The sequence below is a fragment of the Geothrix campi genome, from assembly GCF_024609265.1.
GTDB lineage: Bacteria > Acidobacteriota > Holophagae > Holophagales > Holophagaceae > Geothrix > Geothrix campi.
The window spans coordinates 410,863-436,652 of record NZ_JANHMP010000001.1 but is presented as its reverse complement, the minus strand read 5'-3'; the positions used below and the strand labels follow the sequence as shown (position 1 = coordinate 436,652).

The window sequence follows — 25,790 nt, the reverse complement described above, 5'->3', positions numbered from 1 at the left end:
CTGGTTTCCATGTCCGACGCCCTGCTCCAGGCTCTCCTCGACGGCTGCCGCCGCCTCCACGCAGGTGGACTCCTCGCCGCCTCGGACGGCAACCTTTCTGTGCGCCTGCCCAACGGCCTCATCGCCATGACCCCCAGCGGCGTGCCCAAAGCCAAGGTGCGCCTGGAGGATCTGGCCCACCTCACGCTGGAGGGAGAGATCCTCTCCGGCCGGCCAAGCAGTGAGCGGGCCATGCACCTGGCCATCTACCGCGCGGTACCGGAAGCAAAGGCGGTGGTCCACGCCCATCCACCCACGGCCATCGCCTGGACCCTGGCTCGGCCTGAGCTGAAGGAACTGCCTGCGGACGGCCTGCCGGAAGTGATCCTCGCCGCGGGCCGCATCCCCATCGTCCCCATGGCCATCCCCGGCACGGAGGCCATGGGCGCGAATCTCCTGCCGTTCCTCCCTGCGCATCGCCTCCTCATCCTGGCTCGCCACGGCGGCCTCTGCTGGGGCGAGCACCTGGATGAAGCAGTGGGTGGCCTCGAGCGCCTGGAGCAGGTCGCGGACATTCTCTGGAAGGCCGAAACCCTGGGCGGCGCCAAGCCACTGTCCGCGTCCGACCTCGCCGACCTTCGAGCCCTGCGGGGCAGGATCGGGCCGAAAATCCTTTGAACGGAACCGCAGATGGCGCAGATATCCAGATACGAGCGCCCTGCTTTTCATCTGCGACATTTGCGATTGAACCAACAAGGCCTTCCATGCACCCCTTCGAATCCCTCGGACTGAAACACGATGGCCGCACCCTCTGGGTGCTGGACCAGACGCAGCTTCCGGATGCAGAGATGTGGCTGGACGGCAGCGAACCCGAAGCCATGATCGCCCTCATCAAGCGCCTCGCTGTGCGCGGCGCGCCCCTCATCGGCGTGGCGGCGGCGGCGAGTCTGGCCACCTTCGCCCAGCGTGGCGCCTCGGCCACCGAATACGCCACCACCTGCACGGCTCTGCGGGCAGCCCGGCCCACGGCCGTGAACCTGATGTGGGCCATGGACCGCATGAAGGCCGCCACTGATCCCGTCGCCGAGGCGCAGGCCATCTTCGAGGAGGATGTGCGGCTCTGCGAAGGCATGGCCACACACGGTGCCGCCCTCATCCAGGACGGGGAGGGCATCCTCACCCACTGCAACACCGGCGGCCTGGCCACCGCGGGCATCGGCACCGCGCTCGGCGTCATCCGCCGGGCCCACGAGCAGGGCAAGCGCATTCACGTCTATGCCGACGAAACACGGCCCCTGCTCCAGGGCGGCCGGCTCACGACCTGGGAATTACGGAAACTGGGGATCCCCTCCACCCTCATCACCGACAGCATGGCGGCCCTGCTCTTGCGGGACCGCAAGGTGCAGCGTGTGCTGGTGGGCTCGGACCGGGTGGCCGCCAACGGCGACTTCGCCAACAAGGTGGGTACCTACGGCGTGGCGGTGCAGGCCAGATACCACGGCGTGCCCTTCCACCCCGTGGCGCCCTTCTCCACCGTGGACCTGGCCTGCCCCAATGGCGTGGCCATCCCCATCGAGCTGCGCGACCCCGCTGAAGTACGCGGCTATGGCGCCTGGCGCTGGGCCCCCGAGGCCATGCCCGTCTGGAACCCCAGCTTCGATGTCACACCCGTGGACCTCGTCACCAGCCTGGTGCTGGATAGGGGCGTCTATAGCGCCTCCGAATTGAAGGCAGGAGCTCTGGCGAAGAGCTAGTGCCGCTTCTTTCCATCTCTGTTTCAATGAGAGGAAAGTTCTCAAGCACCGGAGCATCTATGATCCTCGAGCGACCTGTGACAGCGGGACTGATCTTCCTGTTGTCGGCGTTGTCCCTGGCGCTGGCCGCCCAGGAGCCAGTGCCTGCGCCCCAGGGAGCCCCGGGCGAACCCCCGAAAGAGAAGCCCAGGGAATCCTGGGCGGCGGAATCCCGGCCCGTACCGGTGAGCCGGACGCCGGGCCAGGTGGCCATCTTCGATGAGGAGGCCATCCAGCGGTCCGGCGCCCGCGCCCTGGGGGCGTTCCTGCTCCGGGAGCTGCCAGCCCAGGTGCAGAACCAGGGCGGACCAGGACTGCCCTCCCGCATCTACCTCGGTGGCAGCCGTCCGCAGGACACGCTCGTGATGATCGACGGCATGCCCCTGATGGATCCCGGCCGCCTGGGCCAGGACCTCAACGAGGTGCCCCTCCTTGGCGTCACCCGCATCGAAGTGATCACCGGCTCACCCGGCTCGGGCCCCAGCGGCCAAGGCGGCACCATCGCCCTCTTCACGGGCAAGCCCGTGAAACCCGGCGCCTCCGGCGACTTGAGTGGCCTTGGCGGCAACAACGGCCAGGGGCAGAGCACGGCCACCCCGGGCTTTGCCTGGGCAGGCGGCTATCTCCGCGGTGGCAACCTCAGCGCCGAGGAGAAGCAGGCCACGCCCACGGACCGGCCCTATCGCCAGGTCACCAACTTCCTTGGCCTGGGGCAGACCTGGGGGCCGACCGTGTGGACGGTCGCCTGGCGTGGCACCTACTTCGGTGTCCCGGAGCCCTTTCAGGAGGTCTCGGATACCCTCCGCGTCTACAACCCCGCGCGGGAGAGCCGCCAGCGGAGCGACAGTGGCCAGCTGCGCGTCGACTGGGCCCTGGGGGCCGGTCTGAACCTCGAGACGAGCCTCGGCCTCGCCAGGTTCAAGCACGATCAGCCCGAGACAGGGGCCGCCCTGCCCACGCATTTCGAAGGCCGTGAGACGCGGTTCCAGTCGGTCCTGCGCATCACGACCGGCCCCCGTTCGGGATTGAGCCTCCGGCTCGAGGGCCAGGACACGCGCCAGAACGGAGATGTCGATCCCGCGATACTCGGCGCCGCCAAGGGCACCCAGGCCGGTTTCGGCCTCGAATGGACCTTCGAGCCCTTGCCCGGAACGCGCTTCCTGGGCCAGGCCCGGGGGACCCGGGACCGCCAGTCCCTTGTCCAGGGAGGCACCGACACTGAGGTGCTCAGCGCCTCGGGCCACACCCTTCGGCTGGGTTTCAACCAGGACCTCGGCGGCGGCGTCCGTCTCTATGCCGCGGGGGGAAGCGGTCGCACGGCACCGACCCTCCTGCAGCAGCTGCGGAACAGCCAGATTCCCGGCACCGCGCCCCTCCGCATGGAGCAGAGCACTTCCCTGCAGGTCGGCTTCGGCTGGGGCCAAGGCAACTGGTACGGCCGGCTGGAAAGCCAGCAGCAGACAGGCAAGGATCTCATCGGCCCCAGCGGCTTGGCCTATGTGAACCAGGATCGGGTCCGGGTGCGTGGGACCGACGCCGCCTTCGGCTGGCGGACGGCGAAGAAGCTGGGCCTGGAAGCCTTCGTCCGAACCCAGGAGGCGCGGGATCTCAATGCCCCCGACGGGCAGCAGTTCAGCACCTCGGCCTCGCAACGGCGGCCCTTCTCCACCCACGGGCTCAAGGGCTTCATGGGCTGGAGCCAGGTGCAGACGGAAGTCCACTACACGCTCCAGGGCCACCAGTACTCCTCCTTCGGCGACGGGGGCGGTCGCGCGGCCGCGAACGGCCTGCCGCCCGTCATCCGCGCCACCCAGGTGGTCTACCGGGACCTCGGCATGTCGACCTCCGTGACGGCCGGTCCGCACTGGACCTTCATCGTACGGGGGGAGCATCTGCTCCAACCCAGGACCACTCCGGACCAATGGTTGACCGCTTCCCGGGAGGGGCAGAACGACGCCTACATCATCGACGGCTATCCCGCGGCCCCACCCAGCTGCTCCCTCGAGGCCCGGTTCAGGTTCTAGCCCCGCGAGGCCTACTCGCCGTGGCCTCCGGACGAAAGGCGCGTTCGGGGCTTCTCCTGGGGTGAACCAGGGATTACTGGCCCCGCCCGCTGAGCGCCTGCAAACCCACACCGATCACGATGATGAAGAGGGCCACCCAGCGCATGGGGGTCATGGCTTCCCCGAGGAAGGCGCGAGCCATAAGGGCGTTGGCGATGAAGCCGAGGGCCAGGAAGGGGTAGGCGTAGTTCACCTGCACCATGGACAGCGCGCCCAGCCACACCACCACACTCACGGCGTAGCAGGCGAGACCCGCGATCACCCAGGGTTCGAGCATCAGGCGGAACAGGGGACCGAACGACAGCTGCATGCCGCCTGCGGCCTGCAGACCCTTCTTCAAACAGATTTGCGCCGCGGCATTCAGCAGCACCCCCAGCACAATGAGGGGGATGGCTTTCAGGTTCGGGCTCATGGGCGCTCCGGTGCGGGATCGGTTTTCTTCTTCAGTAGCAGGATCTCACCCCCGCCGGTAGGCACGGCCGCCAGCACCTCGAAGCGGGCGCGCAGAGCCGGGGTCATGCCCCAGGCGTCCTGTTCCCACTCGCCGCGCTGAGCCACCAGCCGGGCCTCGGGGTCCAGGCGCTCCAGGGCCCCGGCGCTGCGCAGTTCGGGCATGAGGTGGTCCGTATAGACCATGACGCCACTGCGGATGGTCTGCCAGTAGAAGACCTGCCGCCCGGCGATCAGCGGTTGGACAGCCGCTGTCCAGCGCCGGTAGTTCTTCGCGGAATCCAGCAGGTGGAACCCCCAAGTGCCGCCGACCAGGTAGAGCAGCCCCAGGCTCAAGGCGGTGGCAGGAACGAGGCGGCCGGCTTGTTTTCGCCAGGCCTGGGCCGCCAGCAGGAGTGTGCCTCCGACCATCAGCAGGGCCATGAGCCGGAGGGGACCCAGGAATGGGGCCACCTGGACCTGCAGCTTCGCGCCGCCCGCACCCAGGGCCAGGACGACCAGCGCGAGGGTCGGCAAGGCGAGGCCGGCCGTCAGCAGAAGGCCGAGGCGGCGGACGCGGGCGCCCTCCGCACGCCGGAACAGATCCCCCAGCAACAACGCCATGAAGGGGTAGCTCATCAGCAGGTACTTGCCCTGCTTGCTCTGCACGGCACTCAGAAAGGCGAAGGGCACCACGAAGGCCGCCAGCAGAAAGCGTGGCGCGGGCCCCACAAGCCGCCGTTCCCGCCGCAGATGCAGGGCCAGTGCCGGCAGCAGGAGTACCCACGGAAAGAAGTCCCCCAGGATGTAATCAAAGTACTTCCACCATGGGTGGATGTGGTCCCAGGCCTTGGTGGCCCGCTCGACGTTCTGGAAGATGATCAGTTCATAGGCGTAATGCGCCCCGCCCTTCAGGCCCGCCGCCACATACCAGGGCGCCACCAGCAGCAGGGTGAGGCAGAGGCCCGCCACGATTCCAGCCCGCCGCAGCACGGGGAAATCCCGCTGCCAGGCCAGGAAGGCCGCAAGCACCAGCACCGAGAGCACGGGGGCCAGGGGTCCCTTGGCCAGGAAGGCCAGGGCCAGCCAGAAGTACGCCTGCAGGAACCAGCGGCGAGCGTCCTGGGCAGTGCTCTCCCCACCCGGTCCCCGCAGGAGCAGGTAGCCACCCAGCCAGCAGAGCCAGCTCCAGGCCAACAGGGCTGAAAAGAGCAGGTCGATCTGGATGAACTGGCTCTGCCAGAACCAGAGGGGCGTCGTGGCCAGGATCAGGGCCGCAGGTTCGGCAGTGCCCGGTTCCAGGAACCGGACGGCCCATCGGCGGAAGGCGGAGAGGAAGGCCACCGCCGCGATCACCGAGGGCAGGCGCAGGGCCCAGGCCGCCACGCCCTGGGTGAAGCCCAGGCCACCCGTGAGCGTGTCGAACAGGACGGCAGAAGCCTTCATCACCCAGTAGTAGAGGATGGGCTTCTCGCTGTAGGGCACCCCATTCAGGTAGGGCAGCAGCCAGTCAGCGCGCAGGCGCATCTCCTTGACGCACTGGGCGAAGTCGGGTTCATCCGGTGCCCAGAGATCGCGCATGGGCAGCACCGCCAGCAATAGCACGGCGAAGAGCAATTCCGGCGCATGGGCCCGCAGCCAGCCGGCAAAGAGGGACCCCTTGGGGGCCTGGTTCGTGGATCCGTCCATCCCACCATCTTCCCCTGGAACCGCCCTTCCCGCCCAGGCGTTAGAATGGATCCATGATCACCGCCTTCCTCACCCTCCTGCTTGCCGCCGCCCCGGCCCCAGCCGATGGCGTGAAGGAGGACATCAAGCAGGCCGGAAAACAGATCGGCCAAGGCGTCAAGAAGGGCGGCAAGGCTGTGGGCCACGCTGCCAAGGAAGGCGGGAAGGCCGTGGGCCGTGGCGCGAAGACTGCCGGGAAGGGCATCGCCAAAGGCGCCAAGGAGACCGGGCGGGGCGTAAAAGAGGCCGTCAAATAGCCTCCATCTAGACTGGATCCCAGCTACTGGCCGATCCGGCCCGTTAGGAGGAGAGGTCTCGGCACTCGGAGAGGAAGGCCTTCCTTACCGCCGCCGCGCAACCACGGCGGCTGGACTTTGGGCCAATTCCTCCCAGCGGGCCTTTTCCTCAGGACCGAGTTGCTTCCAATTGGAGGCTTTGGCCATCACGAAGACAGGTCGGGACGGATCCTGCAGTTTCAAGCGGTCCGCGGTCACGCCGAGGGCCTCCGGATCCTCGTTGAACCACCTGCGGGCATCGGCCAAGTGGTCACGGCCGTAGGCCAGTTCCCCCGTCCCCGCGACGACCACGACCCGGGTGCGGGCATAGAAAGGCAGGCCCTGGAAGTAGTTGCCATAGCTGATCCACTGCACATCGCCAGGGACGCCACGGGCCAGCTTGGCTACGGATTTGCCGGGGCCTGCGGCGGCCTGGCCGGCAAGCACCAGCAGCCACAGCGCGGCGCCCAAGGCGGCCATCAGACGCGGCCCGGTCAGGCCCTTCGGTCGTCGGGCCCAGAAACCAAGGCCCGTAAAGGCGACGCCAAGGGCGAGCAGCCAGCCGAAACCGCTCAGCTCTTCGCGGTAGCCGATGGCCCCCACCAGGAAGAGGGCGCCGAGACCCATCAATTCCCATCCCATCCTGCGCAGGGCAGCGGGTCCCTCGCCCTCGCGCTCGAAGGTGCAGGCCAGGGCGGCCAGAGGCACGAGGACCGGCAGGATGTAGGGCGGCAGCTTGGAGCCGGACAGGCTGAAGAAGGCCAGGGGCCAGAGGAAGGCCATGGCGGAGGTCCCGACGATCCATCGGGCGAGATGGTCCGCCCCCCGGGGGCCCCGGCCCATGAGAAAGGTCCAGGTGCGCTTCAGGCCGATGATGGTGGCCGACACCCAGGGCAGCAGACCCAACGCGAGCGTCCCGATGAAGTAGAGCTTGTCGAGCAGCCAGTTGTTGGAGCCTTGGCGGGCATGCTCGTGGGTGAGGAAGCGGGTGAAGTGTTCGTGGATGAAGAAAAATTGGGCATGCCCTGGGTTGGCACGATCCACGAACCAGAACCATGGGGTCACCAGGATCAGGTAGAGCAGCCAGCCCAGAGGATCAAAGCCGGTGCGCAGCACGGCCCGACGGAGGGCGGCATCTTTCCAGGCGAAGGGCAGCGAGAACACCAGGATGCCGCCCATGAGGATCACCTGGGCCAGCCCCTTGGTGAGCATGGCGCCCGCCAGGAAGGTGAATGCCGCGAGCGTCCAACCCAGGCCGCTGCGCCCATCCCTGCGCTGGGCCACGGCTTCCACGAAGGCGGCGAGGGCCGCCACCAGGAAGGCGCTGAAGAGGGCATCGAGCGTGAGGAGCTGCCCCACGAGGAAGGCCAGCAGGCCAGTGGCGGCCATGAAGGGCGCCCAGCGCGCATCCCGGGCGCCCAGGCGTTTCGCCAGGCGCCAGGCGGCCCAGATCATGAGGCCCGAGGCCAGGGCCAGCGGCAATCGCGCCGCGGCACCGTTCACCCCGAAGGCCTTCATGCTGAAGGCCGACAGCCAGTACTGGAGGGGAGGCTTCTCGAAGTAGAGCACCCCGTTGAGTCTCGGCGTCAGCCAGTCCCCCGTGGCCAGCATTTCCCGTGGGATCTCCGCGTAGCGTCCCTCGTCGGGCTCCCAGAGGGGGCGGACCAGGAGCGGCAGCAGGCCCAGGAAGAACCACAGGGTGAGGAGGTAGGTGCGTTCGCGGCGCGTCATGGGCGCGGGTCGGAGCCTAGTTCTCGGTCTCGACGACCTTCTCCAGCGCCTTGTGCTCTTCCACGAAGAAGTCGATGGCCTTCTTGAGGGAATCCTTCATGGAAACCTTGGGGTCGAAGCCGAAGGTGCTCTGCATGCGCTTGATGCTGGGGGTGCGGCGGGCCACATCCTGGTAGCCCTTGCCGTAGAAGTCGCCGCTGCCCACTTCGACCATGCGGCCTTCGGGAATGCCACGCTCGATGCGGAAAGGATGATCCTTCCAGATGGCGATCATCTGCTCGGCGATCTCGCGCACGCTGAAGTCGTTGGCGGGGTTCCCGATGTTGAAGATCTGGCCGTCCGCCTTGCCCCCCTCGTTGCGCAGGATGGACATGAGGCCGTCCATGGCGTCGGCCACGTCGATGAAGCAACGGCGGGCCGTGCCGCGGTCCACCAGCTGCAGGGGCTCGCCGTTGAACAGGTTCCAGCTGAACTGGGTCACCAGGCGGCTGCTGCCCTCCTTGGCGGTGTTCAGGCTGTCGAGCTTGGGGCCCATCCAGTTGAAGGGGCGGAACAGCGTGAACTTGAGGCCCTGCTGGAAACCGTAGGCCCAGATCACCCGGTCGAGCAGCTGCTTGCTGGTGCTGTAGATCCACCGGTTCATGGGGATGGGGCCGGTCACCAGGGGCGACTCGTATTCGTCGAACTCGGCGTCCGGGCACATGCCGTAGACCTCGGACGTGCTGGGGAACACCACGCGCTTCTTGTACTTCACGCACTGACGGACGACGCGGAGGTTCTCCTCGAAGTCCAACTCGAAGACACGCAGCGGGTCGGTGACGTAGACCTTGGGTGTGGCAATGGCCACCAGGGGCAGCACCACGTCGCACTTCTTGATGTGGTATTCGATCCATTCCTTGGAGATGGTCACGTCCCCCTCCACGAAGTGGAAGCGGGGATTGGTCAGGTGATCCGACACCTTGTGGGTGCCCAGATCCAGGCCATAGACCTCCCAGTCCGTGTCCTGCATGATGCGGTCCACCAGATGGGAACCGATGAAACCATTGACACCCAGGATGAGGACTTTCACGAGGACTCCTTGCGCAAACGAATCAGTTTACCCGTTTTGGAGGTGCTGGCCCCCTGGAGATTAGCGCAGCCAGCCCTTGCGCCTGAACCAGGCCCAGATGGCCAGGGCCGTGAGCAGCATGGCTCCGATCACCAGGGGATAGCCGAGGCGGTGCTCCAATTCGGGCATCCGTTTGAAGTTCATGCCATAGACGCCGGCGATGAAGGTGAGGGGCAGGAAGAAGGCGCTGAAGATGGTGAGCACCCGCATGACTTCGTTGGTGCGCTGGCTGGCCAGGTTGATCTCCAGGTTCATGAGATGAGTGGCACTTTCCAGCAGCTCGTCCGCCCAGGTGTGCAGGCGGTCGGCCTCTTCCACCACATCCGCCAGCAACCCCTGGTCATCGCGGGCCTGCTCCTTGAGGGGGCCCAGAGCCGTGGTGATGCGCCCCAGGGTCCGCTTGATGACGGCGCATCGGCGCTTGAGCCCGTAGACCTGCCGGATGCCCTGGTGCGGGAGCTTGCGGTGGAAGAGGGCGGCCTCGATCTGGTCGAGCTTCTCCTCGCTCTCCCGCAGGGGTTCGTCGAAGGAGGCCACGGCCTTCGCGCAGAGGGACAACACCAGCTGCTCCGGCCGGAGGGCCTGCCCCACCGCCGCCCGCTGCGCGGCTTCGGCGAAGAAGGGCTGCTCACGCCGATGGACAGTGATGATGGCGCCTTCCATCATCAGCACCACCAGGCGGCGGGTCATGGCCTGGATGGTGTCGCCCCGCTTGGCCACTTCGTCGTAGGCCCGGAGGATCAGCAGTTGCTGGCCTGGCAGGCGCTCGTACTTGGGCAGGTGGGGCTGGTTGAGCAGATCCCGGACCGCCGCGGGGTGAAGCCCGTAGCGGTCGGCCACCTCCGCCATCTCCGCAGCATTAGGATCCACCAGATCCACCCAGGTGAAGGTGGAGCCCTCCGGAAGCGGCAGGTTCCTCAGCATCAGGACACCCGGCAGACCACTTTGCCGAAGCCCTGCCCGGCTTCGAGGTGGCGCTGGGCCCCCGGATACTCGGCCAGATCGAAGACGTGGTCGATCACAGGGCGGAAGGGCGGGTTGGTGGGGTTGCGTTTCAACAGCGAGAGCAGGGTCCAGAGGTGTTCCCGGCGCCCCATGTACGAGCCGCGAATCTGGATCTGCTTGGCGAAGAGCGCCCGCAGATCAAAGGGGGTTTCGTAGCCGGCGGTGGCACCACAGGTGACGATGCGGCCCCCCCGGGCGCAGACCGAGAGACTCGTGCCCCAAGTGGCGGCGCCGGTGTGCTCGAAGACCACGTCCACTCCGCGCTTGCCGGTCAGCTCCCGCACCTTGGCGGCCAGGGCCTTCATGTCGCTCCGGATGAGCACATGCTCGGCACCCAGATCCCAGCACTTCATGGCCTTGGCCTCGCTGCCCACCACGGCGATGGCCGAGGCCCCCAGGGCCTTCACCAGCTGGATGGCCGCGCTGCCCACGCCGCTGCCCCCGCCCCACACCAGCACGGTTTCGCCGGGTCGCAGGGCCACCTTGTGGACGAGCATCTCCCAGGCCGTGAGGAAGACCAGCGGAAACGCCGCCGCCTGCTCGAAGTCCCAGTTCTGGGGAATGGGCAGCAGGTTGGCTGCGGGTACCAGCACGTGGGTGGCCGCTGTGCCGTCGCAGACGTGCCCGAGGATGCCGTAAGAAGGGCAGAGCATGTCGTCGCCGCGCAGGCAGGCTGGGCAGACGCCGCAGCTGAGGCCCGGCGCGATCATGGCGCTGCCGCCCGCCTCCAGGCCCGGAGGCAGTACTGTCCCCTCACCCACAGCCTCGATGATTCCCGCCCCATCGCTGCCCGGCGTGACTGGCAGGGGCAGCCGGACGCCCGGGATCCCCTCGGTGGTCCAGAGGTCCAGCCGGTTCAGAGCCATGGCCTTCAACTCGAGGCGCACCCAACCCGGCTTCGGGTCCGCAGGCACAAAGGCCTCGCGCACCGGCGAACCTGCCGGACCATGCTGGCTCACCCGGAAACGGAAGGCTTCAGCCATGGCGGCCTCCTATTCCGACTTCAAGGACCGTGTCATCAATCGCCGTACGGCCTCTTCCGGGCGTTCGCCATTGAGAAGACGCTGGACTTCGGCGGCGATGGGCAGGTCGAGGCCATGCTCCTTGGCCAGGGCCAGGGCCGCGTCCGTGGTGAACATGCCCTCGATGATCTGGCCGCCCAGGGCATCCCGGGCCGCTTCCACGCTGTTGCCCTTCCCCACCATCTCGCCGAAGGTGCGATTGCGGCTTTGCGGTCCCGTGGCCGTGAGCAGCAGGTCACCCATGCCGGCGAGACCCATCACCGTGGAGGGCTGGCCTCCCAGCACTTCCACCAGGCGGGCCATCTCGGCCAGCCCCCGGGTGATGAGGGCGGCACGGGCGTTGTAGCCAAGCTTCAGGCCGTCCACCAGGCCCGCGGCGATGGCGAGGACGTTCTTGAGGGCGCCGCAAAGTTCAGTACCCACCACGTCGCGGCTGAGGTAGATGCGCAGCTTCTCCGAAGCCAACTGGGCCTGGAGGGCCTTGGCGCGGGCATCTGACACGGTATCCGGCAGGGCCAGCACGATGGCGGACGGCACGCCGCGGCTGACTTCGTCCGCGAAGGTGGGGCCGGAGAGGGCGCCCACGGGCACGTCCAACACCCCCGTCAGGGCCTGGGAGAGCGTCTGGTGCGTGCTCTGGAGGATGCCCTTGCTCACGTGGATCACCAGTTCGGGAGCCCCGGGTGCCTTCGGGCGCAGACTGCGCCAAGCATCCGGTGTCACCTGGGTGGGCATGGCGGAGATCCAGAGGGGTGCAGCAAAGGCGGCGGCCGGATCATTCGAGGTTTCCAGCCGGTCGGGAAATTCCACATCCTTCAAGCGCAGGTGGCGCCGCGTGGCGGCCATCTGCGCCATTTCCTCGGGAAAGCTGCCCCAGAGGGCCACCTTCGCACCCGCCCGGGCCCAGGTGATGGCCAGGGCCGTGCCCCAGGCCCCGGAACCGAAGACGCCGATGTCCGCGCCGCTAGACATGTGCGTCCTCCTTCTTGGCGCCCCAGAGCTTGGACTCGGTACCCGCCTGCAAGCGCAGGATGTTCTCGCGGTGCTTCCAGATCACCAGGAGCGCCAGGGCGGCCCAGGGCAGGACTGGCGCCGGGCCACGCCCGAGCAGCGCTTCCACCGGCCGATGGGCATCGTGGGCCAGCACCAGCTGCACGGGCACCATGGCCGCCGCCAGGATGCTGCCGAGGCTGACGTGGCGGGTGAGCCAGAGCACGAAGAGGAAGGTGCCCATGGGCAGCAGGATCATGGTGGCGTCTGCGGCAAGGATCACCCCCAGGGCCGTGGCCACGCCCTTGCCGCCCTGGAACTTCAGCCAGGGGGTGAAGACATGGCCCAGGACCGCCGCCAAGGACATGAGGGCGAGCATGTCGACGCTCAATCCGGCCTTTTTCGCCAGGAAGATCGGCAGGAAGCCTTTGGCGATGTCCAGCAGCAGCGTGATGATGCCCAGAGCCTTGCCCCCCACCCGGCTTACGTTGGTGGCGCCGATGTTGCCGCTGCCGTGGGCGCGGACATCCCCCTTCCCCGCCAGCTTCACCAGCAGGAGACCGAAGGGGATGCTGCCGCACAGGAAGGCGGCGAGGCACCAGAGGATCGGGGAAGGCACGAACGTCGATGGCATGGACGCAGTGTATCAGCCGTTCCGGATGGTCCGCCGCAGGAGGTCCAGGGCCCAGGCCGTGGCACGCAATTGCACATCCACCCGATCGCCTGGCAGGGTGTAGACCCTGCAGTCGGTGCCATCGGGTCCAGCCAGGGCGATGAACACGGTGCCCAGGGGCGCCTCACCTTCGGCTCCGGGGCCGGCATTGCCCGTGAGCCCCAGGCCCCAGGTGGCGCCCAGCTTCGTCCGGACCGCTTCGGCCAGGGCCCGGCTGGTCGACTCGGACACCGTGCCTTCCTGGGCCAGGCGGCCGGCGCCCAGGCCCAGGAGGGCGGTCTTGGCCTTCGCGGAGTAGACCGTGGCGCCGCCGAGGAACGCCTCGCTCGCACCGGGGATGGCCGTAAGCCGGGCGGCCAGCAGGCCGCCGGTCATGCTCTCAGCCACAGCCAGGGTCTCGCCGCAGGCCTTCAGGTCCGCCAACACCGCGTCCTCGAGGTTGCCTGCGCCCACGCCCACGAGATCCTCGCCCAGCACGGGCAGGAAATCCACCCGGGCTGCTTCCAGGGCCGCGGGATCGGGTCCCCGGGCCAGAAGTTCCACCTGGGTGAGGCTGGCCAGGATGGTCCAGTCCAGCTGGCCGTGCCGCTCACGTACCGCGCGGATGCGCTCGTCCAGGGCGCTCTCGGGCACGCCCGCCACCACCATGCGCAGCGTACGCACGGCCTCGCCGGCCAGGGTCCGCAGACGCGGTGCGACCTGCTCTTCCCACATGCGCTTCATCTCGCGGGGTACTCCCGGCAGCATCACGATGCGCAGGCCCGGATGGGCTGGCGGATCCTGCCACCACACCCCAGGTGCGGTGCCCACCGGGTTGCGCAGCGCCTCGGCCCCTTCGGGCAGCAGGGCCTGCTTGAAGTTCGAAGCCGGCGGCACCCGCTTCCGGGCGGTGTAGAAGGCCAGGATGTCCTCTCGGCTCTGGGCGTCCTCCAGCAGTTCCGCGCCCAGGACCTCGGCGAAGCATTCCTTCGTGAAGTCGTCGAAAGTGGGCCCCAGTCCGCCGGTTGTGATGATGAGATCGGAGCGGGTCATGGCCTCACGGAAGAGCCCCGCCAGGTCCTCCCGGCTGTCCCCCACGGCGGTTTTCCGGTGGAAGGCCAGGCCCAGCTCGGCCAGCCGCTCACCCAGCCACACGGAATTCGTGTCGAGGCGCCGCGTGGTGAGCAGTTCGGTCCCGATGGCGATGCATTCGATGCGCATCGTAGAATCATGCCCCAGAAGGAGCCACCATGATCATCCCGGACCTGGACGACCTGGTATTGGAATCCGACGAGGAGTCCGGCCTCCAGGAGCTGGGCCGCCGCTTTCTGGCCCGGGGACCCTGGACCACGGTGGTTTTCCTGGTGAAGACCCGGCTTGATCCGGAAAGCGAGTGGGAAGGCCCCTTCCTCTGGCTCCACCGCTACCAGAAAGTGGCCCAGGGCTGGAAGCTGGTGAGCCGCTTCCGCACCACGGAAACGACCCAGCTGGAGAAGCTGGCGGACGCCCTGGAAGGGTGGAAGGGCTACTTCAGCGCGGGCAGGTAGCGCTCCCGGATCACCGCCAGGTGGTGCGCCGCATGGCCCAGCGCGATGTAGGGAATGCAGCGGGCGGTGATGGGCCGGTTGTTGGTGGTGCCCTGGTTGCCCCAGGCTTCGTCCGGCAGGCTGCGGAAGAGGCTGAGGCTGGCGGCGCGCACGGCGCGCCAGTCCGCGAGCAGGTCGGCCATGGAGCGAGCATCGGCCTGGGCGGCAGCGGCGTAGGCATCCTCCTCGAATCCCGGCATCGGCGTGGCATCGCCCCGGCCGATGCGCAGGCAGCGATAGGCGAAGATGCGCTCGGCGTCGCTGAGGTGCTGGAGCAGATCCTTCAGGCTCCATTTGCCGGGTGCGTACCGGAACGCGCCCTGCGTCTCGGACAACCCCGCGAACAACGCGGCCACTTCACCCATCTGGCCCTGCAGCAGGGTCAGCACATCGCCCTCAACGGCGGCGGCGATGTAGGGCGCGTAGCCTTCGGCGTATTCACCGGGCAATGGACGGCTCAAGCTCATGGTGGGGCTCCTGGGGGCTAGAAAGTCATCACCTTCATGGTGTTCGTGCTGCCGGTCTTCCACAAGGGCAGGCCCATGGTCATGACCACGCGGTCGAGGTTCTTCAGTTGGTGCTTGGTCACGAGCAGTTCACGGACCACGGCCACCATCTCATCCGTGCTGCTGACCCGGGGGATCATCAGGGCGGTGACGCCGCGCAGCAGGCCCATGCGCCGGGCCGTGACCTCGTCCACCGTGGCGCCCAGCACCGGAGTGCGACCCGCCAGCCGGCTCACCATGCGGGCCGTGCCGCCGCCTTCGGTGAAGGCCACGATCCAGCGGGCGTTGATCTCATCCGCTGTGCGGCAGGCGGCGAAGGCCACGGAGATGTCCGTGCGGGAGAGGACCTTCTCTGCCAGTTCATCAGGCAGCGTGGGGGTGCGCTGCTTCACGTTGGCGTCGGCCTCCGCGGCGATGCGGGCAAGCCATTGGACGGCTTCGACGGGATGCGCTCCGGTAGCGCTCTCGGCGCTGAGCATCACGGCGTCGGTACCGTCCCAGATGGCATTGGCCACGTCGCTGGCCTCGGCCCGGGTGGGCTGGGCGTGTTCGATCATGCTCTCCAGCATCTGCGTGGCGGTGATGACGGGTTTCAGGGCCTTTCGGGCCGCCCGGATGATCTGCTTCTGGAGGCCGGGAACCCGCTCCACGCCGAGCTCCACACCCAGGTCGCCGCGGGCCACCATCACCCCCCAGGAGACATCGAGGATCTCGTCCATGTGGGAGAGGGCCGCCGGATGTTCGATCTTGGCGATGATGGGCTGGGTCCCGCCCAGGTGCTGGATGATGGCCTGGAGCTGCTGCACATCCGAGGCGCGACGGACGAAGCTCTGGGCGAACAGGTCCACCTCGTGCTCCACCCCCCAGCGGATGTCCGCGTGGTCCTTCTCCGTGAGCGGGTCCATGTTGAGTTCCATGCCGATCGGATGGATCCCCTTGCGGCCCTTCAGCGGCCCGCCGATGAGCACGCGGGCCTTCAGAAGGGTGGGGGTCCTGGCGAGAATCTCCACGGTGATGGCCCCGTCGTCCAGCAGCCAGTGCTGCCCCGGCGCTGCCCCTTCAAACAGTTCCGGATGGGGCAGCGGCGCGGCCCAGGCCAGCCCTGCCGGGGCCGGACTTCCGGTGGCGAAGAAGGCCCCCTCGCTGCCCTCGGCCAGCTCCAGCGGAGCCGCCAGCTCACCGATCCGCCACTTCGGCCCCTGGAGATCGAGAAAGATGGGAATGGATCGGCCGAGTTCCGCGGCCAGCGCCCTCACCTTCTGAAGGGCCTCCAGGCGGGTCGCAGGATCTCCGTGGCTGGCATTCAGACGGACCGCATCGGCTTCGCGAAGGGATTCCCGCAGCCGATCGCCCTGCATCAAGGCTGGTCCCAAGGTCATCACGAGTTTGGTCTTGCGCACGTCAGCTCCCGTTGCCTGCACAGGCATTCCACACACTTTTCCACAGTCTGCGCCTGCGTTTTGAAGTTGTCACGGGGCTTTCACTCTTGTCACCGCGGTGCTACCTTCTTGGTCCCGATACGGTTGATGGAGAAGATGGAATGCGCGAAAAGCTGCGTATCCTCGTAGCCGAAATGGTGCGTGGCGGCGTGACGTTGGAGCTGGCACGACGCGAGTTCGAGCGAGTTTATCTGGAGGAGGTGCTGGCGGCCCACGAGGGCAACCACAGCGCCGCGGCCCGCGAACTGGGCATCCACCGGAACACCCTCGCCAAGAAGCTGGAGGCTCCCCCCAGCCGACTCAGGCGTGTGAGCCTCGCGAGCTGATCCCCGCCCTTCCGCGGACGAGAACCCGGCCTCGCCGGGTTTTTCATTTCGCATACCGCGCCGCCTTTTCTTTCGACAGGGCCAGCCAGGGCCGCTACAACAGGGGTTCGGAGGGCGCCATGAAGAAGGTGGCCATCAATGGGTTGGGGCGGATCGGGCGGCTGGTGCTGCGGCACCTGATGAAGGTCCCCCATGTCCGCGTGGTGGCGGTGAACGACCTCACCGACGCGGCCACGCTCGCCCACCTCATGAAGTACGACTCCGTCCACGGCCCCGCGGACTTCCCGGTGGCTTCGGACGGGAACTACCTGGTCCTGGATGGCCGACGCATCCGCGTCTATGCCGAGAAGGACCCCCAGCTCATCCCCTTCGGCGCCCAAGGGGCCCAGGTGGTGTTGGAGTGCACGGGGAAGTTCACCAAGCGCGCCCAGGCCGCCGCCCACCTCCAGGGCAGCGTCAGCCACGTGCTGATCAGCGCCCCGTCCGGCGATGCGGACCGCACCGTGGTCATGGGCGTGAACGAAACGACGCTGGATCCCGCCACTGAGCACGTGATCTCCAACGCCAGTTGCACGACCAACTGCCTGGGCCCGGTCGTGAAGGTGATGGATGACGCCTTTGGCATCGAATACGGCTTCATGACCACGGTGCACAGCTACACCAATGATCAGCGCCTGCTCGACCTGCCCCACAAGGACCTGCGTCGGGCCCGGGCCGCGGCCCTCAGCATGATTCCTACCAGCACCGGCGCCGCCAAGGCCATCGGCCTGGTGCTGCCCCACCTCAAGGGCCGCCTGGACGGTTTGGCCGTGCGCGTCCCGACTCCCGACGTGAGCATCGTGGACCTGACCGCCACCCTCAAATCCGACGCCACCTTGGAAACGGTGCAGGAGGCCTTCCGCAAAGCCGCGGCCAGTGGCCCCCTGGTCCCCTACCTCGAGATCCTCGACGCCGAGCTGGTGAGCGCGGATCTGGTGGGACGGACCGCCAGTACGCTCTACGACCCCTATCTCACCAAAGTGCTGGGGCCGCGGCTGGTCAAGGTCTTCGCCTGGTATGACAACGAATTCGGCTACGCCGCCCGCCTGAAGGATCTCTGCGTGCATGTGCTGGAGCGGATCTAGCTGATGTCGGTTATCGCCCTGAACGGCCTCGGCCGCATCGGCCGACTGCTGGTACGTCGACTCGCAGCCTCAAGACCCGGGCTTCTCGGCGCCGTGAACGATCCGGCTCCCCTGGACCAGCTGGTGCATCTGCTCCGGTACGACTCCGTCCATGGTCCCTCGGATAAACCGATCGAAGGATTCACCGAAGGGGGGCAGGACTTCCTGCTCCTGGGGGACCATCGCGTGCCCCTCTTCCATGCCACCGATCCGGCGGAGATCCATTTCCCAGCTCCCACGCGGCTGGTGGTCGAGGCCAGCGGACGCTTCACCCGGCGAGCGGATGCGGCCAGGCACCTCAAGGCCGCCGTCTCCCATGTGCTGATCAGCGCTCCCAGCCCCGATGCGGATTTCACCGTCATCGCCCCGGTGAACGGCGCCGGGCTCGATCCCCAACAGCATCGCGTGATCTCCAACGCCAGCTGCACTGCCCATGCCACCGCGCCCATGCTGAAGATCCTGGATGAGGCCTTCGGCCTGGAACATGCGGGCATGAGCACCGTGCATGTGGTCACCAACGACCAGCGCCTGCTGGATCTTCCCCACAAGGATCTGCGCCGGGCCCGGGCCGCCTTCAAGAGCATCATCCCGACCACCTCGAGCGCCTTCGGGGCCCTGCACCGCGCCATGCCGGACCTGCCCGCCGCCTTCGATGGCGTGGCTCTCCGCGTGCCCACCCTCAACGTCAATCTGGTGGATGTAGTGGCCACCCTCCGCCGCGATGCCGAGGTCGCCACCGTGAAGGCCGCCTACGAGGCTGCCGCCGCCGGGTCCTGGAGGAACCTCGTCGGTCTGGCGGATCCGCACGTGGTCAGCAGCGACATTACGGGGCGCGCCGAGAGCGTTTTGATGGACCTGGACCTGACCATGATGCTCGGCCCGCGCTTCGTGAAGGTTTTCGGCTGGCACGACAACGAGACGGGATATGCCGCGCGGCTCTGCGAACTGGTGGTGGATCTGGCGGGACGAATCTAGACGGAACCGGCCACGTAGCCGGTACTGAAGGCCGCCTGGAGGTTGTAGCCGCCCACGGGACCATCGATATCCAGCAGCTCGCCGCAGATACGCAGGTTCTCCCAGCCGCGCAGGGCCATGGTGCGGGGATCCACGGCCGCCAGTTCCACGCCACCGGCCGCCACCTCGCCCCGGGCCAGGGGCACCGGTTGGGGCTCGCCCAGGGGCAGGGCCGTGGCCAGGCCCACCAGCGTCTTGCGGGCGGCCTTCGAGAGATCCTTCAGCATCAGCGCGCGGCCGATCCCGGCCTCCTCCAGCAGCGGATCCACCAATCGTTCCGGCAGGTGCCGCTGCAACCAGGTGGCCGCCAGCAGGCGGGGATTGCCCCGGGCTTCCGACTGGATCGAAGTGTCCACGGTTTCCGGCGGCTCCAGGGTGGCGGCATATGCCAGCCATGCCGCCCCATCGCGGCGGGCCCGCTCCGCGGCCTGGCTCAGTTCCAAGGCGGCGGGGCCGCTCACCCCGGTCTTCGTGAAGACGATGTCCCCCGCGAAAACCCCAAGGCGACGGCCAGCGATTCCCGCGCTCAGACGCAGCTCGCCGCCGCGCAGCGCCACGCCCTCCCAGGTGGGGCGGGGTCGCGTCATGGGGATCGGGGCCAGGGCCGGAAACCAGGCCTTCACAGGCACACCCAGCTGCTTCAACCAGCCCAGCACCTCGCCCCGGGTGCCCGTCTCCGGATAGCTGGCTCCCCCCGTGGCGAGGATGAAGACATCGGCGGTGAACCGTTCCTCACCCACCCGCAGCGCGGCCAGGCGGGGGACCCTGCCCTCCAGCGCCGTCGCGCGGGCGCCTGTTCGTACGTCCACACCCGCCCGGTGCGCCAGGGTCTCGAAGGCAGCCACCACCGCCGCCGCGCTGCCGGGGCGATCCAGGGGAAACACGCGGCCATTGTCGCGGGTGTAGGTCTCCACGCCCTCCCGGTGCAGCAGGTCCAGCACGGCCCGGTTGTCGAAGGCGTGCAGCGAGGGCCTGAGGAAGCGCGCCTGGTCCATGGGAAAGGCCGTCATGAGAGCCTTCGGAGGCCCGTCGTGAGTGATGTTGCACTTGCCGCCGCCGCTGATGCGGAGCTTCACGCCCAGGCGGCCGTTCGCCTCCAGCAGGCTGACCGCGTGCCCCAGCGAGGCTGCCCGCCAGGCCGCCACCAGCCCCGCCGCACCCCCACCCACCACAATCACCTTCGCCATGACTCCATCATGGCGGAAGCGGCGGTCAGCGCTCGGCCCCAGGCATGGCCATAGCTGCAATTCCTACTGGAAGATCCCCTTGAAGAACTTCTTGATCTTCCCCCCGCCCGGCCCCTTCTTGCCGTGGTATTTCTGCAGGCGGATGGGGTCTGGCAGAGCCTTGTGACGCTCCGGCATGGCCGTCCAGGACTGGTACCCCTCCAGGTCGAGCCGCAGCTGGTGGCTGCCTTCACCGGGAACCTCGATGGCTGCAGGTGTCTTCCCCTTGGACTCGCCGTCCAGGAAGATCTCGGCACCCGCCGGCTCGCTGGCCACCTGCACCTGGAACGGCGCGGGCTGGAGCCGGAGGGCCAGATCCTTGTCCTCCGCCTTCAGGTGATAGGCGAGGGGCAGATAGTCCGGCTTTTCCAGGCGGAGCAGATCCGCCTTGCCCTTCACCACGACCTGCCGCAGCGGCGTCCGCCCCAGGGAGGTTCCATCCAGGAACACCTCCGCGCCACCGGGCCTCGATTCGATGGATAGCACCCGGCTGGGTTCGGGCCGCAGGGCGAGGAATCCGAGTCCCAGAGCCGTGATGAGGGCCGCGCCGCCCCAGAGCCAGCGGGTCCGGGGAGAGGACTCGGCGATCGCACGCTCGATCCTCAGGGTTCCCGTGGCCTTCACCGGGGCCGTGGAGTCGAGCTGGGCGACATGGGCCACCCGGCGCTCCGGCCCCAGGGGAAGGGCCTCGATCAGGGCCCGGAGGAAGGCCGTCAGATCCGGGAATCGCTTTCCCGGGTCCTTGTCCAGGGCCTTCCCGAAAACCGCAGCCAGGGCCGGTGCGAAATCCGGCGGCCAGACCGGGGCCTCGTGCACGATGCGGTAAAGCGTGGCGCCCACGCTGTCCGCCGCGAACGGCAGCGTCCCCGTCAGCATTTCGAAGGCCGTGAGCACCAGGGCCCACTGGTCGGAGGCGGGCGTGGCCCGGACGCCGTTCAACACCTCAGGCGCCGCATAGGCCGGAGTCCCAAGGAAGGCCGAGCTCGTGGTCAGGCGGCCCTGGTCACCCCGGGCGATGCCGAAGTCCATGAGCTTCAGACGGCCGTCCTTCGCCACCATGAAGTTGTCGGGCTTGATGTCCCGATGGAGGATCCCCAACCCGTGGACCGCCGTCAGGGCATCGGCGGCCTGGATCAGCAGGCCCGCGACCTCATCCGGGTTCAGCGGGCCCCGCCGGATCCGGTCCGACAGGGATTCCCCGTCCACATACTCCATGACGAGGTAGGGCCCCAGATCCGGCGCTTCGCCCACATCGAAGACCGTGATGGCGTTGGGATGGTTCAGCCGGGCCGAGATCTCGGCCTCGCGCTTGAAGCGGAGCAGCACCTCGGCGTCGCCGGTGCCCTCACGGACCACCTTGATGGCCAGGGCCCGCTTGAGCAGGGGATCCTCGGCCAGATACACCGTACCCATCGCGCCGGAGCCGAGGGTACCCAGGACCTTGAAGCGGCCGATCGTGGAAGGATCCAGACTCATCCTTCCTCCGATCATGCCAGAGCCGGAGCGGACCGTCGCCCCGGCTACACTCGAGGCATGTCCGAAGCCGGCTTCTCCACTCCCCGCCCCGCCCAGCTCCGCCGCTTCGGGCGCGTGTTCTACCCCGCCGGACTTCGTCTGCAGAAAGCCCTGGCGGCCTATGTCGGCGGCGAAGGGATTCCCGATCAGCTGGTAATCCTTGAGCACGACCCGGTCTTCACCCTGGGTCGCAACGCCACGCCTGCCGACATCCACATGAGCGACGACTTCCTGGCGGCGCAGGGGGTGAACGTCCATCGCACGGACCGCGGGGGCGAAGTCACCTACCACGGCCCCGGCCAGATCGTCGCCTATCCCATCTGCAACTTGCGGGGCGGCCGGGAGGACGTGGGCCGTCTGGTGCGGGGGCTCGAGGAGGCCATGATCCGCACCGCCGCGGATTTCGGCGTGGTGGCCGACCGTCTCAAGGGCGCGCCGGGCATCTGGGTGGAAACGCCGAGAGGCCTTGAGAAACTGGGCGCCATCGGCCTCCACCTCAGCCGCTGGATCACCACCCACGGCATCGCCTTCAACGTGCACCCCAACCTCGATCACTTCCGCTGGATCACGCCCTGCGGCTTCACGGACAAGGGGGTGTGCAGCCTCCACTCGCTGCTGGCGGAAGGCGCGCCCACCTGGGAGGTGGCGGCAGATCACCTTCAGGGCCATCTCACAACCTGTCTGGCCCTGGATCTCCAACCAACCCGGCAGCCCAGCCGCAGCGTGTCGGCCATGACCTGGCGCCGCGGCGCGAACGGCCCGGAGATCCTCATGATGCTGCGCGTCCCCGCACACGGCCTCTGGTGGCAGAGCGTCACCGGCATGATGGAACCTGGAGAAGCCCCCGAGCAGACCGCCCACCGCGAGCTCATGGAGGAGACTGGCCTCACGGGCACGCTGCGGCCTCTGGGCCTCTCCCACAGCTTCTGGGTGGATCCCGCCATCGTCCACTTCCCCGATGCGGAGCCCCGCTTCAACACCGAGACCTGTTTCTCCATGGAAGTCCCGGGAGAGGCCCAGGTCCGCCTGGAACCTTTGGAGCACAGCGAATTCAAGTGGTGTGGCCTCGATGAGGCCCATGCCCTGATGAAGTGGGAGGGATCCAAAGCGGCCCTCAAGCTCCTGAAGGCATGGCTGGCGTACGGCTGACCTTCGGGCCCGGGCCTCGAGGCCACAGCCAGCCCCCTCCCGGGCTCCCAACGGCGCCTGCTCCCGCAGACCTGGGAGCCCCCGGCTCGGGGGCGGGGCTTCGGCCAGTGCGTGGTCTGTGATCCGCGACACGCGACGCTCCGGGTTCCGGAGGGCCCCCGGCCAGGTTGTTAACCTGGAACCGTTCCCTGGAGTGCCCATGTTTCCCAAGTTCACCGAAGATCAGACCGCCGTCCGTGACGCCGCCCGGGACTTCGCCCTATCGGAGATCGCCCCCGGGGCCGCGGCCCGCGACGCCAGCGGGGAGTTCCCCAAGGACATCTTCCAGCAGCTGGGCGAGATGGGCTTCCTGGGCATGACGGTGCCGGAAGCCTACGGCGGCGCGGGCGTGGATTTCATGAGCTACATCCTGGCGCTCGAACAGGTGGCCTATGCGGACGCCTCGGTGGCCGTGGCCATGAGCGTGAACAATTCGGTGGCCTGCGCTCCCATCCTGGCGTTCGGCACCGAGGCCCAGAAACAGACCTACCTGAAGCCCCTGGCCAACGGCGAGGTGCTGGGCGGCTTCATGCTCACGGAACCCGATGCCGGGTCCGATGCCTCTGCGCTCAAGACCCGCGCCACCAGGGTGGAGGGTGGGTGGCACCTGAACGGCGCCAAGGCCTGGATCACCAACGGCGGCGTGGCCCGCTACTTCGTCACCATGGCCCGCACGGATCCCGACAAGGGCAAGCGGGGCATCAGCGCGTTCATCCTCGACGCGAACCAGCCCGGCGTGATCATGGGCCGGCCCGAAGAGAAGATGGGCCTGCGTTCCAGCAAGACCGTGATGGTGGCCCTGGAGGACGCCTTCGTGCCCGAGGACGCCCTGCTCGGCAAGCCCGGGGATGGCCTGAAGGTGGCGTTCGGCGGCCTCGACGGCGGACGCGTCGGCATCGCGGCCCAGGCCCTGGGCATCGCCCAGCGGGCCATGGACGAAAGCGTGGCCTACGCCAAAGCCCGCATCTCCTTCGGCAAGCCCATCGGCGAGCACCAGATGATCCAGACCTATCTGGCCGAGATGGAAGCCCGGCTCCAGGCCGCCCGCCTGCTGGTCTACCGCGCTGCTGCCCTGAAGGGGGCCGGAAGGAGCTGCACCGTGGAAGCCGCCACCGCGAAACTGTTCACCACCGAAAGCGCCGTGTGGATCTGCGACCGCGCCGTGCAAATCCATGGCGGCTATGGCTATTCCCGCGAATACACCGTCGAGCGGCTCTACCGGGATGTGCGCGTGACCACCATCTACGAGGGAACCAGCGAGATCCAGCGCATGGTCATCGCCCGGGAACTCTTGAAATAGACCCTATTTTCAACACGTGGTGAATACCTCTTGCCCTCATCATGCGAGGGAGGCATGCTGCTTCTGTGGGGCCCTCTAAACCGGCTCCCGGGCCTGTCCGTAGGCAACTTGTCCCTGTGGCGGCTCTTTTTGATTATCCAAGGAGTGGTGATGATGCGTCCCCCGATCCTCCCGGCCCTGCTTGTGGCCTTCTCCCTGGTCGGCCAGGAGGCTCCCAAGGCTGACGGGGCCAAGCCCGCCGTCACGCGGCTGACCCTCCAGGACGCCATCGAGACTTCCCTGAAGAACAACCTGCAGGTGCAGATCGCCGTCGAGACCCGCGACTTCACGCGAGCCGGCCTGACGATCGAACAGGGCGCCTTCGACTGGAACCTCACCAGCAGCCTGAGCATCGGCAAGAGCGAGGACGCCAGCCGCTCCCAGAACTTCCCCGGTGGCCCCTTCACCTCCTCCGATACGACCAGCTTCGCCCGGAACTTCACTCTGGGCACCACCAAGGCATTCGGCTGGGGCGGCAACCTGAGCCTTAACTACGCGCCCACCTACCGCTTCACCAAAGGTTCGGTTAACGGCGGGCCCGAGACGCCCTTTACCACCAACCCCTACGACGGCAGCTTCTCGGCGACCTACACCCAGAGCCTGCTGAAGGGCTTCGGCCGGGATGCCACCGAGAGCCGCCTGATCGTGGCCCGCAAGAGTGCCCAGGCCGCGGACCTCACCTTCCAGAAGGCCATCATCGACCTGGTGGCCAGCACGGAATCGCTCTACTGGGACGTGGTCTACGCCCAGCGGAACCTCGAGAACAAGCAGCAGGCCCTGGCCCTGGCCCAGAAGCAGCTCAAGGAGAACCAGATCCGCGTCCAGGTGGGCACCCTGGCCCCCATCGAGGTGACTTCCTCCGAAGCCTCGGTGGCCCAGCGCGAGCAGGACATCATCGCCGCCGACGCTCAGCTGCTGAACGCGAAGGATGCCCTCATCCGCGCCCTCTATCCATCCTCTGAGCGGCCCGCGGGAATGGAACCGGCCGATTCGCCCAGCATCAAGCCCCTGGAGCTGAATGAGGCCACCGCCGAGAAGCAGGCACTGGCCAACCGCATCGAGCTGAAGACCGCCCGGCTCGACCTGGAATCCAAGCAGGCCCTCGAAACCGCGGCCAACAACCGCACCCTGCCCCAGCTGGACGCCTTCGCCACCTACAACGGCAATGCCGCTTCCCAGATCCCCTCCGAGGGGCTATCCGCGGTCAACAAGGACCTCAGCAAGGGAGCCTATCCCGGCTATGTCGTGGGCCTCCAGTTCTCCATGCCCATCCAGAACCGGGCCGCCCGGGGCGGTCAGGCCCAGGCCCGCGCCAACCGCCGCCAGAGCGAGTGGACCCTCCGCGACCTCGAACTGGGCATCACGCTGGAGGTCCGGCAGGCCTTCCGCAACCTGGATGCCTCCGCCAAGGGCGTGGCCGCCGCCGAGAAGACCCGGATCTTCCGGGAAAAGGATCTCGAGGCCGAGCAGAAGAAATTCGAAAACGGCATGAGCACCAACTTCCTGGTGCTCTCCAAGCAGAACGATCTGGACACCGCCAAGAGCAGCGAACTCCAGTCCCAGATCACCTACGCCAAGGCCGTCACGGCCCTCGAGAAGGCCCTGGGGCACCTGCTGGAAGCGCGGAAGCTGGAAGTGAAGTAATTCTGTCCGGGGGTTCCCCTTGCAGCGCATGCGCTGCAAGGATCTAGGGGCGCGCTGCGCGCGCATACC

General features: G+C 67.7%; 24 protein-coding genes. 11 read left to right on the top strand and 13 right to left on the bottom strand.

Going from position 1 to position 25,790, the window contains the following annotated elements; genetic code table 11:
- The first annotated feature begins 9 nt into the window (after window positions 1-9).
- The 3 genes from NOV65_RS02140 to NOV65_RS02130 all read left to right on the top strand — a co-directional run bounded on the left by NOV65_RS02140 (window position 10) and on the right by NOV65_RS02130 (window position 3,796).
- The gene (locus NOV65_RS02140) at window positions 10-657 is read left to right on the top strand and encodes a class II aldolase/adducin family protein (protein ID WP_257303847.1); all 648 of its coding nucleotides are present in this window, start codon (window positions 10-12) and stop codon (window positions 655-657) included.
- Between the two features lie 86 nt (window positions 658-743).
- Window positions 744-1,733: an S-methyl-5-thioribose-1-phosphate isomerase gene (gene mtnA / locus NOV65_RS02135; protein WP_257303845.1), complete on the top strand. Its 990-nt coding sequence runs from the start codon at window positions 744-746 to the stop codon at window positions 1,731-1,733.
- Window positions 1,734-1,792: 59 nt separating this feature from the next.
- The gene (locus tag NOV65_RS02130) at window positions 1,793-3,796 is read left to right on the top strand and encodes a TonB-dependent receptor plug domain-containing protein (protein ID WP_257303843.1); all 2,004 of its coding nucleotides are present in this window, start codon (window positions 1,793-1,795) and stop codon (window positions 3,794-3,796) included.
- A 73-nt stretch (window positions 3,797-3,869) separates the two neighbouring features.
- Here NOV65_RS02130 and NOV65_RS02125 read toward each other — a convergent pair whose 3' ends face one another.
- Entirely contained in the window at window positions 3,870-4,247 is a 378-nt protein-coding gene (locus NOV65_RS02125; RefSeq protein WP_257303841.1) for a DMT family transporter, read from the bottom strand.
- Window positions 4,244-5,953, bottom strand: coding sequence for an ArnT family glycosyltransferase (locus NOV65_RS02120; protein WP_257303840.1), 1,710 nt, complete (start codon window positions 5,951-5,953; stop codon window positions 4,244-4,246). Before NOV65_RS02120 ends, NOV65_RS02125 begins: the two co-directional genes overlap by 4 nt.
- A 53-nt stretch (window positions 5,954-6,006) precedes the next feature.
- Between NOV65_RS02120 and NOV65_RS02115 the strand changes: the two genes are divergently transcribed.
- Window positions 6,007-6,249: a hypothetical protein gene (locus NOV65_RS02115; protein WP_257303838.1), complete on the top strand. Its 243-nt coding sequence runs from the start codon at window positions 6,007-6,009 to the stop codon at window positions 6,247-6,249.
- An 84-nt stretch (window positions 6,250-6,333) separates the two neighbouring features.
- Here the strand turns inward: NOV65_RS02115 and NOV65_RS02110 are convergent, their stop codons facing one another.
- The 7 genes from NOV65_RS02110 to NOV65_RS02080 are packed head-to-tail and all read right to left on the bottom strand — an operon-like array spanning window position 6,334 to window position 13,996.
- Window positions 6,334-7,998, bottom strand: coding sequence for a glycosyltransferase family 39 protein (locus tag NOV65_RS02110; protein WP_257303836.1), 1,665 nt, complete (start codon window positions 7,996-7,998; stop codon window positions 6,334-6,336).
- 16 nt (window positions 7,999-8,014) lie between these two features.
- Window positions 8,015-9,067: a bifunctional UDP-4-keto-pentose/UDP-xylose synthase gene (locus tag NOV65_RS02105; RefSeq protein ID WP_257303834.1), complete on the bottom strand. Its 1,053-nt coding sequence runs from the start codon at window positions 9,065-9,067 to the stop codon at window positions 8,015-8,017.
- A gap of 60 nt (window positions 9,068-9,127) precedes the next feature.
- Entirely contained in the window at window positions 9,128-10,030 is a 903-nt protein-coding gene (locus NOV65_RS02100; RefSeq protein ID WP_257303832.1) for a CorA family divalent cation transporter, read from the bottom strand.
- Window positions 10,030-11,094, bottom strand: coding sequence for a zinc-binding dehydrogenase (locus NOV65_RS02095; RefSeq protein ID WP_257303831.1), 1,065 nt, complete (start codon window positions 11,092-11,094; stop codon window positions 10,030-10,032). The genes NOV65_RS02100 and NOV65_RS02095 overlap by 1 nt, the downstream gene beginning before the upstream one ends.
- A 9-nt stretch (window positions 11,095-11,103) precedes the next feature.
- Window positions 11,104-12,105 carry an NAD(P)H-dependent glycerol-3-phosphate dehydrogenase gene (locus tag NOV65_RS02090; protein ID WP_257303829.1) on the bottom strand — a complete coding sequence of 334 codons (1,002 nt, stop codon included), beginning with the start codon at window positions 12,103-12,105 and terminating at the stop codon, window positions 11,104-11,106.
- Window positions 12,098-12,757: a glycerol-3-phosphate 1-O-acyltransferase PlsY gene (gene plsY, locus NOV65_RS02085; RefSeq protein WP_306671916.1), complete on the bottom strand. Its 660-nt coding sequence runs from the start codon at window positions 12,755-12,757 to the stop codon at window positions 12,098-12,100. Before plsY ends, NOV65_RS02090 begins: the two co-directional genes overlap by 8 nt.
- Window positions 12,758-12,769: 12 nt before the next feature.
- On the bottom strand, window positions 12,770-13,996 hold the full coding sequence (locus tag NOV65_RS02080) for a CinA family nicotinamide mononucleotide deamidase-related protein (RefSeq protein WP_257303825.1): 1,227 nt from the start codon (window positions 13,994-13,996) through the stop codon (window positions 12,770-12,772).
- A 29-nt stretch (window positions 13,997-14,025) separates the two neighbouring features.
- Here NOV65_RS02080 and NOV65_RS02075 point away from each other — a divergent pair, with 29 nt between their 5' ends.
- Complete coding sequence (locus tag NOV65_RS02075; RefSeq protein ID WP_257303823.1) at window positions 14,026-14,322, top strand: hypothetical protein; 297 nt, start codon at window positions 14,026-14,028, stop codon at window positions 14,320-14,322.
- Here the strand turns inward: NOV65_RS02075 and NOV65_RS02070 are convergent.
- Together NOV65_RS02070 and pyk are read right to left on the bottom strand one after the other, a co-directional pair.
- Window positions 14,301-14,828 (bottom strand): DinB family protein, encoded by a 528-nt coding sequence (locus tag NOV65_RS02070; protein ID WP_257303822.1) that lies wholly within the window; start codon window positions 14,826-14,828, stop codon window positions 14,301-14,303. The genes NOV65_RS02075 and NOV65_RS02070 overlap by 22 nt on opposite strands.
- Window positions 14,829-14,845: 17 nt before the next feature.
- Window positions 14,846-16,267 carry a pyruvate kinase gene (gene pyk / locus NOV65_RS02065; protein ID WP_257303820.1) on the bottom strand — a complete coding sequence of 474 codons (1,422 nt, stop codon included), beginning with the start codon at window positions 16,265-16,267 and terminating at the stop codon, window positions 14,846-14,848.
- Between the two features lie 140 nt (window positions 16,268-16,407).
- Between pyk and NOV65_RS02060 the strand changes: the two genes are divergently transcribed.
- From NOV65_RS02060 to NOV65_RS02050, 3 genes are all read left to right on the top strand, one after another.
- Complete coding sequence (locus tag NOV65_RS02060) at window positions 16,408-16,632, top strand: helix-turn-helix domain-containing protein (protein ID WP_257303819.1); 225 nt, start codon at window positions 16,408-16,410, stop codon at window positions 16,630-16,632.
- A gap of 119 nt (window positions 16,633-16,751) precedes the next feature.
- On the top strand, window positions 16,752-17,756 hold the full coding sequence (gene gap, locus NOV65_RS02055) for a type I glyceraldehyde-3-phosphate dehydrogenase (protein WP_257303817.1): 1,005 nt from the start codon (window positions 16,752-16,754) through the stop codon (window positions 17,754-17,756).
- Between the two features lie 3 nt (window positions 17,757-17,759).
- Complete coding sequence (locus NOV65_RS02050; RefSeq protein WP_257303816.1) at window positions 17,760-18,770, top strand: type I glyceraldehyde-3-phosphate dehydrogenase; 1,011 nt, start codon at window positions 17,760-17,762, stop codon at window positions 18,768-18,770.
- Here NOV65_RS02050 and NOV65_RS02045 read toward each other — a convergent pair.
- Window positions 18,767-19,996 carry a BaiN/RdsA family NAD(P)/FAD-dependent oxidoreductase gene (locus NOV65_RS02045; protein ID WP_257303814.1) on the bottom strand — a complete coding sequence of 410 codons (1,230 nt, stop codon included), beginning with the start codon at window positions 19,994-19,996 and terminating at the stop codon, window positions 18,767-18,769. The genes NOV65_RS02050 and NOV65_RS02045 overlap by 4 nt on opposite strands.
- Before the next feature lie 63 nt (window positions 19,997-20,059).
- A complete protein-coding gene (locus tag NOV65_RS02040; RefSeq protein WP_257303812.1) occupies window positions 20,060-21,511 on the bottom strand; it encodes a serine/threonine-protein kinase in 1,452 nt (483 codons plus the stop codon).
- A 57-nt stretch (window positions 21,512-21,568) separates the two neighbouring features.
- Between NOV65_RS02040 and lipB the strand changes: the two genes are divergently transcribed.
- The 3 genes from lipB to NOV65_RS02025 all read left to right on the top strand — a co-directional run bounded on the left by lipB (window position 21,569) and on the right by NOV65_RS02025 (window position 25,721).
- Window positions 21,569-22,699, top strand: coding sequence for a lipoyl(octanoyl) transferase LipB (lipB, locus tag NOV65_RS02035; protein ID WP_257303810.1), 1,131 nt, complete (start codon window positions 21,569-21,571; stop codon window positions 22,697-22,699).
- Between the two features lie 199 nt (window positions 22,700-22,898).
- Window positions 22,899-24,038 (top strand): acyl-CoA dehydrogenase family protein, encoded by a 1,140-nt coding sequence (locus NOV65_RS02030; protein ID WP_257303808.1) that lies wholly within the window; start codon window positions 22,899-22,901, stop codon window positions 24,036-24,038.
- A 150-nt stretch (window positions 24,039-24,188) separates the two neighbouring features.
- On the top strand, window positions 24,189-25,721 hold the full coding sequence (locus NOV65_RS02025) for a TolC family protein (protein ID WP_257303806.1): 1,533 nt from the start codon (window positions 24,189-24,191) through the stop codon (window positions 25,719-25,721).
- Window positions 25,722-25,790 lie beyond the last annotated feature (69 nt).

Coding starts and splice junctions, on each gene's coding strand:
- NOV65_RS02050 (WP_257303816.1), top strand. CDS start 17,760: ATGTCGGTTATCGCCCTGAACGGCCTCGGCCGCATCGGCCGACTGCTG.
- NOV65_RS02045 (WP_257303814.1), bottom strand. CDS start 19,996: ATGGCGAAGGTGATTGTGGTGGGTGGGGGTGCGGCGGGGCTGGTGGCG.
- NOV65_RS02060 (WP_257303819.1), top strand. CDS start 16,408: ATGCGCGAAAAGCTGCGTATCCTCGTAGCCGAAATGGTGCGTGGCGGC.
- NOV65_RS02125 (WP_257303841.1), bottom strand. CDS start 4,247: ATGAGCCCGAACCTGAAAGCCATCCCCCTCATTGTGCTGGGGGTGCTG.
- lipB (WP_257303810.1), top strand. CDS start 21,569: ATGTCCGAAGCCGGCTTCTCCACTCCCCGCCCCGCCCAGCTCCGCCGC.
- NOV65_RS02040 (WP_257303812.1), bottom strand. CDS start 21,511: ATGAGTCTGGATCCTTCCACGATCGGCCGCTTCAAGGTCCTGGGTACC.
- NOV65_RS02025 (WP_257303806.1), top strand. CDS start 24,189: ATGATGCGTCCCCCGATCCTCCCGGCCCTGCTTGTGGCCTTCTCCCTG.
- NOV65_RS02070 (WP_257303822.1), bottom strand. CDS start 14,828: ATGAGCTTGAGCCGTCCATTGCCCGGTGAATACGCCGAAGGCTACGCG.
- NOV65_RS02130 (WP_257303843.1), top strand. CDS start 1,793: ATGATCCTCGAGCGACCTGTGACAGCGGGACTGATCTTCCTGTTGTCG.
- NOV65_RS02030 (WP_257303808.1), top strand. CDS start 22,899: ATGTTTCCCAAGTTCACCGAAGATCAGACCGCCGTCCGTGACGCCGCC.
- gap (WP_257303817.1), top strand. CDS start 16,752: ATGAAGAAGGTGGCCATCAATGGGTTGGGGCGGATCGGGCGGCTGGTG.
- NOV65_RS02075 (WP_257303823.1), top strand. CDS start 14,026: ATGATCATCCCGGACCTGGACGACCTGGTATTGGAATCCGACGAGGAG.
- NOV65_RS02120 (WP_257303840.1), bottom strand. CDS start 5,953: ATGGACGGATCCACGAACCAGGCCCCCAAGGGGTCCCTCTTTGCCGGC.
- NOV65_RS02140 (WP_257303847.1), top strand. CDS start 10: ATGTCCGACGCCCTGCTCCAGGCTCTCCTCGACGGCTGCCGCCGCCTC.
- NOV65_RS02100 (WP_257303832.1), bottom strand. CDS start 10,030: ATGCTGAGGAACCTGCCGCTTCCGGAGGGCTCCACCTTCACCTGGGTG.
- NOV65_RS02110 (WP_257303836.1), bottom strand. CDS start 7,998: ATGACGCGCCGCGAACGCACCTACCTCCTCACCCTGTGGTTCTTCCTG.
- NOV65_RS02095 (WP_257303831.1), bottom strand. CDS start 11,094: ATGGCTGAAGCCTTCCGTTTCCGGGTGAGCCAGCATGGTCCGGCAGGT.
- NOV65_RS02115 (WP_257303838.1), top strand. CDS start 6,007: ATGATCACCGCCTTCCTCACCCTCCTGCTTGCCGCCGCCCCGGCCCCA.
- NOV65_RS02090 (WP_257303829.1), bottom strand. CDS start 12,105: ATGTCTAGCGGCGCGGACATCGGCGTCTTCGGTTCCGGGGCCTGGGGC.
- mtnA (WP_257303845.1), top strand. CDS start 744: ATGCACCCCTTCGAATCCCTCGGACTGAAACACGATGGCCGCACCCTC.
- NOV65_RS02080 (WP_257303825.1), bottom strand. CDS start 13,996: ATGCGCATCGAATGCATCGCCATCGGGACCGAACTGCTCACCACGCGG.
- plsY (WP_306671916.1), bottom strand. CDS start 12,757: ATGCCATCGACGTTCGTGCCTTCCCCGATCCTCTGGTGCCTCGCCGCC.